The organism is Streptomyces akebiae (genome assembly GCF_019599145.1).
GTDB classification, from domain to species: domain Bacteria; phylum Actinomycetota; class Actinomycetes; order Streptomycetales; family Streptomycetaceae; genus Streptomyces; species Streptomyces akebiae.
Genome location: NZ_CP080647.1, coordinates 8942482 through 8955344, shown reverse-complemented (window position 1 = coordinate 8955344; position 12863 = coordinate 8942482). Strand labels below are relative to the sequence as shown.

10 protein-coding genes are annotated in these 12863 nt (G+C 70.8%); 6 read left to right on the top strand and 4 right to left on the bottom strand.

Annotated features, from left to right (window positions below; all coding sequences use genetic code 11):
* The first annotated feature begins 3 nt into the window (after nucleotides 1-3).
* The 5 genes from K1J60_RS38905 to K1J60_RS38885 all read left to right on the top strand — a co-directional run bounded on the left by K1J60_RS38905 (nucleotide 4) and on the right by K1J60_RS38885 (nucleotide 7102).
* Nucleotides 4-618 (top strand): histidine phosphatase family protein, encoded by a 615-nt coding sequence (locus K1J60_RS38905; protein WP_220650310.1) that lies wholly within the window; start codon nucleotides 4-6, stop codon nucleotides 616-618.
* Nucleotides 619-639: 21 nt separating this feature from the next.
* The gene (locus tag K1J60_RS38900) at nucleotides 640-1830 is read left to right on the top strand and encodes an acetyl-CoA C-acyltransferase (protein WP_220650309.1); all 1191 of its coding nucleotides are present in this window, start codon (nucleotides 640-642) and stop codon (nucleotides 1828-1830) included.
* Nucleotides 1831-1848: 18 nt separating this feature from the next.
* Nucleotides 1849-2874, top strand: coding sequence for a PDR/VanB family oxidoreductase (locus K1J60_RS38895; protein WP_220650308.1), 1026 nt, complete (start codon nucleotides 1849-1851; stop codon nucleotides 2872-2874).
* Between the two features lie 92 nt (nucleotides 2875-2966).
* A complete protein-coding gene (gene icmF / locus K1J60_RS38890) occupies nucleotides 2967-6197 on the top strand; it encodes a fused isobutyryl-CoA mutase/GTPase IcmF (RefSeq protein WP_220650307.1) in 3231 nt (1076 codons plus the stop codon).
* Nucleotides 6198-6241: 44 nt separating this feature from the next.
* Nucleotides 6242-7102, top strand: coding sequence for a 3-hydroxybutyryl-CoA dehydrogenase (locus tag K1J60_RS38885; protein WP_220650306.1), 861 nt, complete (start codon nucleotides 6242-6244; stop codon nucleotides 7100-7102).
* 78 nt (nucleotides 7103-7180) lie between these two features.
* Here the strand turns inward: K1J60_RS38885 and K1J60_RS38880 are convergent, their stop codons facing one another.
* The 3 genes from K1J60_RS38880 to K1J60_RS38870 are packed head-to-tail and all read right to left on the bottom strand — an operon-like array spanning nucleotide 7181 to nucleotide 9907.
* Nucleotides 7181-7711, bottom strand: coding sequence for a cupin domain-containing protein (locus K1J60_RS38880; RefSeq protein WP_220650305.1), 531 nt, complete (start codon nucleotides 7709-7711; stop codon nucleotides 7181-7183).
* Between the two features lie 19 nt (nucleotides 7712-7730).
* A complete protein-coding gene (locus K1J60_RS38875; protein ID WP_259408096.1) occupies nucleotides 7731-8882 on the bottom strand; it encodes a phosphotransferase family protein in 1152 nt (383 codons plus the stop codon).
* The gene (locus K1J60_RS38870) at nucleotides 8879-9907 is read right to left on the bottom strand and encodes a C-terminal binding protein (protein WP_220650304.1); all 1029 of its coding nucleotides are present in this window, start codon (nucleotides 9905-9907) and stop codon (nucleotides 8879-8881) included. Before K1J60_RS38870 ends, K1J60_RS38875 begins: the two co-directional genes overlap by 4 nt.
* Before the next feature lie 692 nt (nucleotides 9908-10599).
* Between K1J60_RS38870 and K1J60_RS38865 the strand changes: the two genes are divergently transcribed.
* Nucleotides 10600-11868, top strand: a complete 1269-nt coding sequence (locus K1J60_RS38865; RefSeq protein ID WP_220650303.1) for an MFS transporter — start codon at nucleotides 10600-10602, stop codon at nucleotides 11866-11868.
* A gap of 69 nt (nucleotides 11869-11937) precedes the next feature.
* Here the strand turns inward: K1J60_RS38865 and K1J60_RS38860 are convergent, their stop codons facing one another.
* Nucleotides 11938-12762 (bottom strand): fumarylacetoacetate hydrolase family protein, encoded by an 825-nt coding sequence (locus K1J60_RS38860; RefSeq protein WP_259408095.1) that lies wholly within the window; start codon nucleotides 12760-12762, stop codon nucleotides 11938-11940.
* Nucleotides 12763-12863: the final 101 nt, after the last annotated feature.

The window sequence follows — 12863 nt, the reverse complement described above, 5'->3', positions numbered from 1 at the left end:
CCCATGACCGAACTTCTCCTCGTCCGGCACGGCCTCCCGTTGGCAGGCGTGTTCGACCCGGGGCTCTCGCCCGAGGGCGCGGCCCAGGCCGAGCGCGCCGCCGCCTGGCTGGCGCACGAGCACCTCGACGCCCTCTACTCCAGCCCGTTCCGGCGTGCCCGCGAGACCGTGGCGCCCCTGGAACGGCTCAGCGGCATGACCGCCACCGTCCTGGACGACCTGCGGGAGTGGGACACCGACGTCTCGCATCCCTACACGCCGCCCGAGCAGATACAGCGGGACGACCCCCGGTCGGTGGCGCTCTCCGAGGGACGGTACGAGGACTTCGTACCGGACCTGGACTGGGACGCCTTCCGTGCGCGTGCCGTACGCGCCATGGACACCATTCTCGACGCCCACCCCGGCGAGCGGGTCGCGGCCGTGTGCCACGGCGGAATCATCAACACGTATCTCGCGACGATGCTCGGCCTGCCCACGATGTTCTGGTTCCACCCCGGCTACACCTCGGTCAGCCGCGTGCGGCGGATGCCGGGCGGGCGACTCGTCCTGCACTCGGTCAACGAGACGGCCCACCTGATCGCCGAGCGCGCCGTCGACGCGGCCGCCGGATCCCTCTGAATCGCCCAAGGAGGCCCCGCCATGCCCGGATCCGTCATCGTCGCCGGAACCAGGACACCCATCGGCAAACTGATGGGCACCCTGAGCACCCTGTCCGCGGTCGACCTCGGCGCCCACGCCATCGGCGCGGCCCTGTCCGCCGCCCACCTGGATCCGGCGGCCGTGCAGGCCGTCGTCATGGGCCATGTCGTCCAGGCCGGGGCCGGCCCCAACCCGGCCCGGCAGGCCGCGATCGGCGCCGGCATCCCGTTCTCCGTCCCCGCGAGCACCGTCAACAAGCTCTGCCTGTCCGGTCTGCACGCCATCGCCCTGGCCGACCTCATGATCACCTCCGGACGTCATGAGGTCGTCGTCGCCGGGGGCATGGAGTCCATGTCCGGCGCCCCGCATCTGCTGCGCGGAGCCCGCACCGGCTGGAAGTACGGTTCGACGGCGGTGGAGGACGCCCTCGACCGCGACGCTCTCGTCTGCGCCTTCGACGGCGTCTCCATGGGCGCGGCCACCGAGCGATACCAGCAGCCGTTCGCCCTGACCCGCGAGGAGCAGGACGAGTACAGCGCGCTGTCCCACCGAAGAGCCGCCCTCGCGCAGGAGTCGGGCGCGTTGTCCGAGGAGATCACCCCGGTCGTCGTGGCCGGACGCCGGGGAGAGACGGTGGTGGACACCGACGAGGGCGTACGGCCCGGGAGCACCGCCGAGGGGCTCGGGCGCCTGCGGCCGGCCTTCTCCGGCGCGGGCACCATCACGGCGGGCAACTCGTCCCAGCTCTCCGACGGCGCCGCGGCCGTCGTCGTGATGAGCGCGGAACGCGCCCGGTGGGAGGGCCTGACGCCGCTCGCCGAGATCGGCGCCTACGGCACGGTCGCGGGCCCGGATCCCTCGCTCCTGGTCCAGCCGGCGGGCGCGGTCCGCGACGCCCTGACCCGGGACGGCCGGCTGAAGGCCGCCGATCTGGATCTGTTCGAGATCAACGAGGCGTTCGCGGGAGTGGCCCTGGCTTCGCTGCGGGAGCTGGACATCCCCCTGGACAAGGTGAACGTCAACGGCGGAGCGATCGCGCTCGGGCACCCGGTCGGCATGACCGGAGCCCGGCTGGTGCTGACTCTCGCCGCGCAACTGCGCAGGCGCGGAGGCGGCAGCGGAGCGGCGGCCCTGTGCGGGGGCGGCGGCCAGGGCGACGCGCTGTTGCTGCATGTACCGACACCCGCCTGAGCCCCGGAGCCGACCCCCATGAACGACCGACTGCCCCCGATCGACACGACCCTCACCGTGGCGAGCCGCACCATCGCCGCCGACGGCGTGGTCTGCCTCACCCTTCGCCGCCCCGACGGCGGTCCGCTGGCCTCCTGGACGCCGGGCGCCCATGTCGACGTATTCCTGAACAGCGAGAACGGCGACAACAGCGAGTCCGGCAAGTCCGGCAAGTCCGGCGACGGTGACGCCCACGGCGGTCTGATCCGTCAGTACTCCCTGTGCGGGCACCCGGCCCAACGCGAGGCGTGGCAGATCGCCGTGCTGCGCGAGCCGCAGGGGCGCGGAGGCTCCGCGTACATCCACGACCACCTGCGCGAAGGCGACACCGTGCGGGTCCGCGGACCGCGGAACAACTTCCCGCTGCGGCCCGCCGCACGCCATCTGTTCATCGCCGGCGGCGTCGGCATCACGCCCATCCTCCCCATGGTCGAGGCCGCGGCGGCCGCGGGGGCGGACTGGCGGCTGCTGTACGGGGGCCGCACCCGCACCTCCATGGCGTTCCTGGACCGCCTCGCCCCGTACGGGGACCGTGTGCTCATCCGTCCGCAGGACGAATACGGCCTGCTGGATCTCGCCGCCCACCTCGGTGAGCCCGAGGAGAACACCCTCGTGCACGCCTGCGGTCCCGAACCCCTGCTGCGGGCGGTGCGGGAGCAGTGCGCGGGCTGGCCGCCCGGCGCCCTGGGCGTCGAACGGTTCGCCCCGTCGGCACCGACGGCGGAAGCCGAGCCGGCCGAGGCCTTCGAGCTGGAACTCGCCCGTTCGGGGCTCACCCTCACCGTGCCCCCGGACCGCTCGGTGCTCGAAACCCTGGAGGAGGCGGGCGTCGCGGTCGACTTCTCCTGCCGGGAAGGCACCTGCGGCACCTGCGAGACCGATGTGCTCGACGGCACGCCCGACCACCGCGACGCGCTGCTGACCGAGGAGGAGCGGGCCGCCGGGGACACCATGCTCATCTGCGTCTCCCGCTCGTGCGGGCCACGCCTCGTCCTCGATCTGTGACAGCGATCACCTCCGCAATTTACTAGGACGTCCTAGTATTTCTTCGTACCTCTTTCGTCCTGCAGCACCCCACCCTGCCCGGGAAGGCCCTCATGAGCGATCAGCATCGACCCGTGCACCCCGTCCGCCTGGTCACCGCTTCGGCTCTGTTCGACGGGCACGACGCGTCGATCAACATCATGAGGCGGATCTTCCAGTCCCAGGGCGCCGAGGTGATCCACCTCGGACACAACCGGTCGGTGCGGGAGGTCGTGGACGCGGCGCTGGAGGAGGACGCGCACGGTGTGGCGGTCTCCTCCTACCAGGGCGGGCACGTCGAGTACTTCGAGTACCTGGTCGAGTCGCTGCGCGCGCAGGGAGCGGAGCACATCCGGGTGGTGGGCGGCGGAGGCGGCGTCATCGTGCCCGCCGAGATCGCCCGGTTGCGCGGGAGCGGGGTGACCATCTTCTCCCCGGAGGACGGGCAGCGGATGGGCCTGGCCGGGATGGTCAACTCGGTGGTGCGGGACTGCGACTTCGACCTCTGGGACGACAGGCCGGCCGACGCGGCCGCCGTACTCGCCGGTGACCGGTTCGCGATCGCCCGCGCCATCACCGGCGCCGAACTCGGCAAGCTGCCTCCCGACTTCCTGGAGCGCCTGCGCGCCGCCGCCGCGGCCCGGGTCGTGCCGGTGCTGGGCATCACCGGCACCGGCGGCTCGGGCAAGTCCTCGCTGACCGACGAGTTGGTGCGCCGCTTCCGGGTCGACCAGCGGGACAAGCTGCGGACCGCGGTGATCGCGGTCGACCCGACCCGTCGCCGTGGCGGCGGCGCGTTGCTCGGCGACCGGATCCGGATGAACTCCCTGGACGGGGACCGGGTGTTCTTCCGGAGTCTGGCCACCCGCGGCAGCCACGAGCTGCCCGAGCACCTGTCCGACGTGATCGACGTCGTGAAGGCCGCCGGGTTCGACCTGGTGATCGTCGAGACGCCGGGCATCGGCCAGGGCGACGCGGCGATCGTGCCGTTCGTGGACACCTCGCTGTACGTCATGACACCGGAGTTCGGTGCCGCCTCGCAGCTGGAGAAGATCGACATGCTCGACTTCGCCGACGTCGTGGCGATCAACAAGTTCGAGCGGCGTGGCGCCAAGGACGCCCTGCGCGACGTGGGCCGCCAACTGGTCCGCAACCGGGAGGCGTTCGACAAGCGGCCCGAGGACATGCCGGTGTACGGCACCTCGGCGGCGACCTTCAACGACGACGGGGTCACCGCGCTCTACCAGCACCTGCGGACCGACCTGGCCGGGAAGGGGCTGGCGCTGTCCGAGGGCGCGCTGGTACCGGTCGACGTGCGCCACTCCTCGGGCATCCGCCAGGTGGTCCCGGCCGACCGGGTGCGCTATCTCGCCGAGATCACCGACACCGTCCGCACGTACCACGCGGACACCGGGAGGCTGGCCGAGGCGGCCCGGCGGGTGCAGCGACTGGAGGCGGTCGAGGCCGAGCTCGTCGAGGCGGGCTCCGACGCGGGGAACGTCCGGACGCTGCTCGACGACGCCGTCAGGCGGCTCCCGCACGAGGTCAGGGAGCAGATCGGCGCATGGCCCGCCGTCATCGCCTCCTACTCCGGCGACGAGCAGGTGGTGAAGGTCCGCGACAAGGAGATCCGCACCCGGCTGACCCGCGAGTCCCTGTCGGGGAACAAGGTCCCTCGCGTCGCCCTGCCCCGGTTCTCCGACCACGGGGAACTGGTGCGGTTCTGGCGCCGGGAGAACCTGCCGGGCTACTTCCCCTTCACGGCCGGGGTGTTCCCCTTCAAGCGCGACGGCGAGGACCCGGCGCGGATGTTCGCCGGCGAGGGCGATCCGTTCCGCACCAACCGCCGGTTCAAGCTGCTCTCCGAGGGTCAGCCGGCCACCCGGCTGTCCACCGCCTTCGACTCGGTGACGCTCTACGGCCGCGACCCGGACGAACGTCCCGACATCTACGGCAAGGTCGGCACCTCCGGTGTGTCGGTGGCCACGCTGGACGACATGAAGGCGCTCTACGACGGCTTCGACCTCGTCGCTCCCACCACGTCGGTCTCGATGACCATCAACGGACCAGCGCCGACCATCCTGGCGTTCTTCCTCAACACCGTCATCGACCAGCAGACCGACAGGTTCCGCGCCGCCGAGGGCCGCGATCCGTCGCCGGACGAGGCGGCCGAGCTGCGCGCGCACGCGCTGGCGAACGTACGCGGCACGGTGCAGGCCGACATCCTCAAGGAGGACCAGGGCCAGAACACCTGCCTGTTCTCCACCGAGTTCTCGCTGCGGATGATGGCCGACATCCAGGAGTGGTTCATCACGAACAGGGTCCGCAACTTCTACTCGGTGTCGATCTCCGGCTATCACATCGCCGAGGCCGGGGCGAACCCCATCAGCCAGCTGGCGTTCACCCTGGCCAACGGGTTCACCTACGTCGAGGCCTACCTCGCCCGGGGCATGGACGTCGACGACTTCGCCCCGAACCTGTCGTTCTTCTTCTCCAACGGCATGGACCCCGAGTACTCCGTCCTCGGCCGGGTCGCCCGCCGTATCTGGGCCGTCGCGATGAAGGACAAGTACGGGGCGGGCGAGCGCTCCCAGAAGCTGAAGTACCACGTGCAGACCTCCGGCCGCTCCCTGCACGCCCAGGAGATGAACTTCAACGACATCCGCACGACGCTGCAGGCACTCATCGCGATCTACGACAACTGCAACAGCCTGCACACCAACGCCTACGACGAGGCGGTCACCACCCCCACCGAGGACTCGGTCCGCAGGGCCCTGGCCATCCAGCTGATCATCAACCGGGAGTGGGGCCTGGCCATGAACGAGAACCCGCTGCAGGGTTCGTTCGTCATCGACGAGCTCACCGACCTGGTCGAGGAAGCGGTGCTCCTGGAGTTCGAGCGGATCAGCGAGCGCGGCGGCGTCCTCGGTGCCATGGAGACCGGCTACCAGAGGGGCCGTATCCAGGACGAGTCGATGCTCTACGAGCAGCGCAAGCACGACGGCACCCTGCCCATCATCGGCGTCAACACCTTCCGCAACGCCCACGCCGACACGGCCGAGCCGGGTGTCATCGAGCTGGCGCGCGCGACCGAGGACGAGAAGCAGTCCCAGCTGCGACGCGTGCGCACCTGTCAGTCGCGCCATCGCGACGACGCCCACACGGCCCTGACCGCCCTCAAGGACGCGGCCATGGACGGCCGCAACGTCTTCGCCGTACTCATGGACGCCGCCAGGGTCTGCTCGCTCGAGCAGATCACCGAGGCTTTCTTCGAGGTCGGCGGCCAGTACCGCCGCAACGTGTGATCCAGCCCGTGGACCACGTAGCGGCTCATCAGAGAGGACCTCAGATGGATCCCGTCACCCGGCTCGGCGTCGTCGGATGCGGCCTCATGGGCTCCGGCATCGCCGAAGTCGCCGCCCGCGTCGGCATCGACGTCCGTGTGGCCGAGGCCACACCGGACGCGCTAGAGGCAGGCCGCCGCCGACTCACCGCCTCCCTGGACCGAGGCGTACGGCGCGGCAAGCTCGGCGAGGAGCAGCGAGACCAGGCCCTCGCCCGGCTGTCCTTCACCCATGACCTCAGCGACATGGCCGACCGCCAGTTCGTCATCGAGGCCGTCGCCGAGAACCGCGACATCAAGGCCGACGTCCTGCGCACCCTGGACAAAGCGGTCGAGGACCCCGCGGCGGTCCTGGCCACCAACACCTCCTCGATCCCCGTCGTCGATCTCGCCGTCGTCACCGAGCGACCCGCGCAGGTCATCGGCATGCACTTCTTCAACCCCGTGCCCGTACAGCGGTTGGTCGAGCTCATTCCCGCTCTGACCACCGGCGCGGACACCGTGCGGCGCACCCGCGGCCTGGCCGAGCAGTTGGGCAAACAGGCCATCCAGGCGCCCGACCGCTCCGGCTTCGTCGTCAACGCCCTCCTGGTGCCCTACCTTCTCAGCGCGGTACGGATGGTGGAGTCGGGCGCCGCGCGGCCGGAGGACATCGACCGGGGCATGGAACTCGGATGCGCCCACCCGATGGGGCCGTTGCGCCTGCTCGACCTCATCGGCCTGGACACGGCGCAGTCCGTGGCGGAGTCGATGTACGAGGAGTTCAAGGAGCCGCTGTACGCGCCTCCCGCCCTCCTGCGCCGGATGGTCGCCGCAGGCCACCTCGGCCGCAAGAGCGGCCGCGGTTTCCACACCTACGACGCCTGACAAGGGCTTCCGCCCCCGAGAGGACGTGGTCCGGACGGTGCCGCGCGTCGGCGGTGGTCCGGACCCGGGCGACCCGGTTCAGTCCTCGCGCTCCGCTCCGACGAGGACGAAGGCCATCGTGACCGGCTGGTCGCCGAGGTTGCGCCAGCTGTGGCGGGTGCCGTTCTGGATCACGATGTCGCCGGTCGAGAGGGGGGTGCGGTGGCCGTCGTCGAGTTCGAGGACGATGTCGCCGTGCAGCACGATGCCGTAGTCCACGGTCGGCGTGGTGTGCATGCCGTCGGGCTCCATGAGCTCGGCGATGCCGGGCGAGTCCGCCCGTTGTTCCCGGTCGAAGGCGACGGGGTCGAAGGACGGGTCGGCCATCGCGCTGTCCGGCGGGATGGTGAGCACGATGAACCGCGTGCCGCCCGGCGCCGGGAGGAGGCTGGTGACCTTCGGCGTGGGGTCCTCGCCGGTCCGGCCGACCGGCTCGCCGGGTTCCGTGGCCCATGGCAGACGGGAGACCCAGCCCGGCAGGCTGGTGAACTCCCGGCTGCGGGGGACGGGGCCGTCGCTGACGACGACCGATCTGCCGTGCTCGTCGTGCCCGGTGACAACTCTGCGCATGTGTCTCTCCTCGGTCGGGTCAGGCCGTGTCGGTCGAGCCGTCGAGTGCCTTCGTCCAGGTGGTCAGCAGGTCCGCCGTCGTCGGGAGCGGCGACCGCAGCAGGGCCGTGGCGGCCACGCGTACGAACTGTCGGTGCCGGTCGTCCGTGAGGTACTCCGCGGGGGACTTGCCGTCCACGCGCGCGAGCAGCAACGCCGGCAGCAGGGACGCCACCCGTGCGTCGAGTGCCTGCCGTGGCTCCCAGTCGACACAGCGCAGGTACTGCTCGGCCAGCACCTGCGCGGACCGCAGGAGATCCTCCCGGAACGCCGGCAGCACCAGGCTCTTGAGCAGCAGATGGTTGACGCAGAAGGCCAGGTCGAAGGCAGGGTCTCCGTACCAGGCGCACTCGGCGTCCAGCAGTACGGGCGCGGCCGGGCCGACGAGGATGTTCTTGGGGCTGACGTCGCCGTGCACCAGGGCGAGGTGGGTCGTGGCCGTGCGACGGGCGAGGCCGTGCAGGAGGTCGCTCAGTTCGGGGTGCGCCGTCGCGGTGGCGAGCAGGTACGGCTCGACGCGCAGTGCGTGGAAGTTGTCGTCGGTGGCGAACTCCGCGGCGAGATCCGCGTCCTTCGCGCTCGCGGCGTGCAGGGTGCCGAGCAGTTCCCCGACGGCCGCGGCGGTCGTCACCTCCACGCGGCCGTGGAACAGCTGCGTCTTCCACACGGGGTACCGCTCGGGCGGCAGGAACGCCATCGCGAAGAGACCGGCCTCGGCGTCGTGGGCCAGCAGTTCCGGCACGCTGTCGGGCCGGTGCCGGGCCGCGAACCGCATCCACGCCCATTCGTAGGCGTTGCGTGAGACCGGTGCCCGCCAGTCGGCGGCGACCCGCAGCCGGGACAGCGCCCGCTTCACGCAGAGCGAGCGTCCCGGCAGGTCCACCCGCCACAGGTCGGACGAGACCCCGCCGGCCAGCGGCGTCCAGCGGGCGGCCTCACCGGGTCGGGCAAGACCGCGGGCGAGCAGGAAGGCGGCGGGAGAGGCGCCCGGCTCCGCCTCCGGGGGCAGGGCCGCCTCCGGGGGCAGGACCGCCTCCGGGGGCAGGACCGCCTCCGGGGGCAGGACCGGGTCCGGGGGCAGGACCGGGTCCGGACCCGGTATGGGGCTCATCGGCGCGGTGGGCGAGCTCATCGCGGGTCACCCGACCCCGTGGCCGGACCGCTCGGGCTGTTGCGGGCGTGAGCCGGTGCCTCGCCCGCGAGGATCCGCACGACCTCCTCGGCGGCGCGGCGGCGCAGCTCGGTGACCGAGGCGTCGGAGGAGAACGCCACGTGCGGGGTGAGCAGCGCGCCCCGCTGGGCCAGCAGTCCGTCGGGGACGTGCGGCTCGGTCTCCAGGACGTCGAAGGCGGCCCCGTCCAGGTGTCCGCTGTCGAGTGCCTTGATCACCGCGTCGGTGTCCACCAGACCGCCCCGGCTGACGTTGACCAGCAGGCCGCCCGGTGGCATCAGCGCCAGCTCCTCGGCGCCGATGATGTGGTGCGTCTCCGGCGTGAGCGGCAGGTGGAGGATCACCACGTCGCTGCGGCGCAGCAGTTCTTCCAGACCCGCCATCTCCACGCCCTGGGTGTCGGCGGGCGGGTGCGGGTCGTGGGCCAGGACGCGGCAGCCGAACGCTCCGAGCCGCCGCGCGGTGGCTCGTCCGATGCGCCCGTATCCGACGACGCCGCAGGTCAGCGTCGACACTCGGCGCAGGCGTGCGCTCGCCGGGTCCCAGCGTCCCGCGCGGACCTCCCGGTCGAAGACGGCCAGGCCCCGCGCCCAGGACAGCACCATGCCGACGGCGTGGTCCGCGACCTCCTCGACGCAGTAGTCCGGCACGTTGGTGACCCAGACGCCCCGGTCGGTGGCGGCCTCCACGGCGATGTTGTCGAGGCCGACGCCGAGCCTGGCCACGATCCGCAGCTCCGGCGAGCTGCCGATCGCGGCGGCCGAGACGGGCGCCCAGCAGGTCAGGATCCCGTCGGGCCGGTGCGCGGCCACGAGCTCCTCGACGGCCTCGGCGGAGGCGGGCTCGGCGGGTCCGGTGACCAGGGTGTGGCCCGCCCCCTCGATGACCGCACGCTCGACGAGGTCGTCGGGCCAGGCGTAGTCGGTGAGCAGCACGGTCCCCGGGCGGCTCGACGGGTTCCTCGACGGGTCTCTCGATGGGTTCATGGCAGGTGTCCTCGCAGAATCGTGCGGTCGCGGCGGGCCGGTCGCTCTCGCTCCCGGTCGCGGTCATGTCCGCCGCGGGTCTGCCCGCTCCCGAAGGGGCGGCCGACAACTCGTCCGAAGGGCCGTCGGCCGCCTTGAGGAGCGGGGTGGTGAGGTCATGGAAGTCGTCGACGCCCGACGACTTGTGGCCGGGCGGGCGTCGCGGTCGGCCCCTGGTGCGGATCACGGGGTGTCGGGGCACGTCGAATCACTGTGTCACAGCCACGTGGTGCTAACGATAGCACTCACCGTCGCCAGGACGTCAAGACCGCAGAAACAACAGAAAGCCCCCGAGAAAACCGCGGTCCACATCTTGACGCGCCCGATAGTTCCCTTCATGGTTTTGGCCAGCGCCGACCGTGTGACCGACAAGTGTCCACACGAAGTCCAGCTGTCGAAGACGCCATAGCCACGGATGTCACCGACGGGCGGTACCCGGCTGAATTCCGCATGCGGCGTCCGACCGCGCGTCAGCCCTCGCCGTCCCCATTCCACCGGTCGCCGACCGCACAGCCGTCGCCGGCCCGGTCCGTGTTTCAGCTCGCCCTTTCCCGTCATCGTCCGTACGTCCCCGGCCCGACGGCCACACACGATCCCGGACGGCGACGGATCCGCCGCGGCACGCCCCGGCGATTTCCCCATCAGGAGCCGCTATGTCTCACGCAGCGCAGGTCGACACCAGCGCGACGCCCGCCGGCGAAACACCGGTGAGCGGTCGACCTCCCCTTTCCCGCCCCATGATCGGCGTGGGCTTTCTGCTGATCGTCCTGTCGTACATGGTCAACGCGATGGACCGCCAGGTCTTCCCGCCCCTGCTGCCCAACATCCGCGAGGAGTACGGGTTCTCCCTGGAGCAGGGCGGGCTGCTGGCCACGAACTTCACCCTGGGCATGGCCCTGGCCGGCCTTCCCGCCGGCTACCTCCTGGACCGTTTCCGCCGCAAGACCGTGCTGCTGGCCAGCATCGTGATCTACTCCCTGGGCACGATGGCCACACCACTGGCCACCGGCTTCGCCGACATGACCCTGTACCGGGTCGTCTCCGGCTTCGGTGAGGGCATGCAGTCCGCCGCCATCTTCGCGGCCATCGGCGCCTTCTTCGCCCACCGCCGCGGCCTCGCCTTCGGCGTGATCGGTGTGGGCTACTCGATCGGCGTCTTCATCGCCCCGCTCATCGGTGTCGAGCTCATGAGCATGCACGGGACCTGGCACTCGCCGTTCTACCTGTTCGGCGCTGCGGGGCTGCTGATCGCCGCCGTCTCGCTGTTCCTGGTGCGGACGGGCCTGACGGAGCACTCCGTGGAGAAGGTCGCCGCGACCGGGACGTACGAGTACATGCCGGCCTCCGCCTACAACCGCAACACCGTCGCGCTGGCCGTCCACGCCGTCGTCAGCGGCGTCGCCATCTACGGGTTCCTCGGCCTCTACCCGACCTACCTCATCACCTCGCTGCACTACACCCCGGGGCAGGCCGCCCTGGCCATGAGCCTCCTCGGCTTCGGCGGCATGACCGCGGTGTTCGGCGGCTGGCTCGGCGACCGCTTCAACCAGCGCAACCTGCTGATGCTGAGCCTGGTGGCCGTCTCCGCCGTGAGCGTGTGCATCTACGAGACACAGGCCGGCGTGGGCCTGCAGTGCGTCTTCGCCTTCCTCATGGGCGCCTTCGGGCTGGGCTTCATCTATCCCAACACCAACAGCGCCATACAGCGGGCCGTGCGCCCCGGGCAGATCGGCCGCGCCTCCGGTCTCTTCGTCACCAGCTACTACGGGCCGGCGGCGTTCTCGGGCCTGCTCTTCGCCACGCTGGTGGACTCCTTCGGCTGGGCCCAGGCCGGACTGCTGCAGGTCACGGTGCTGCCGCTGGTGGGCGTCGGGGCCCTGGCCTTCGTGCGCACCTCGCAGTTCAATAACGCGGTCCGCTAGCGGAAACGCCGAGGGCCTGCCCACCGCCGAGCGGTGGGCAGGCCCTGACGCGTGTCCCGGGGCGAGGGGTCAGCGGGCCTCGGCGACCACCGGGTTGCGCAGGACGCCGATGCCCTCGATCTCCACCTCGACCTCGTCACCCGGTCGGATCGGTCCGACGCCGGCCGGCGTGCCGGTCATGATCGCGTCTCCGGGCAGCAGCGTGAGATGGCGGCTGAGGTAGCCGATGAGGTCGGGAACGGTGAGCAGCAGGTCAGCGGTGCTCGCCGACTGCATGACGGTGCCGTTCACCCGGGTCGTCAGCGTCAGCGACGACGGATCGAGCCCGGTCTGGATCACCGGCCCGAGGGGGGCGAAGGTGTCCTGCCCCTTCCCGATGAGAAGCGTGCCGAACGCGCTTTCCCTGCGTTGGACGACGCGGTCGCTGACGTCATTGCCACACGTGTAGCCGAGGATGTACTCGTGCGCCTGAGAGGGCTTCACATGCCGGGCCTCCTTTCCGATGACGACGACCAACTCGCCTTCGAAATGGACCAGTTCCCCATCCGCCGGATAGACGATGGCCTCGTTCGGACCGATCACCGCGGTACTCGGTTTCATGAAGCACACGGGAACGTCCGGAAGCGCACGATCGGTCTCGTCGACATGTGCGGCGTAGTTGTAGGCGAACCCGAAGACGCGCGGCCGTTCCAGCGGCGCGAGAACGACCGCGTCGGCCATTTCGTCGAAATGCCCGGTGGGGGAAAGCCCGTTGAAGGGATCGCCCTCGCATCTCGCGATCCGGTGGTCACCGGACACGAGTTCTCCGTAGTGAGACACACCGTCGACGGCATATCTGATGATGCGCACGGAAACCTCCGCAGCTAGGCAGCCGCAGACGGCTGCATGTCCCATCCAGCAATGCTAACGTTAGCACGAGCGGGACGATCGACCCCGCGCCCCTCCCTCCCGACCACGGAGCGCGACGTAAGTGCTATCGTTGGCACACGGAAAGT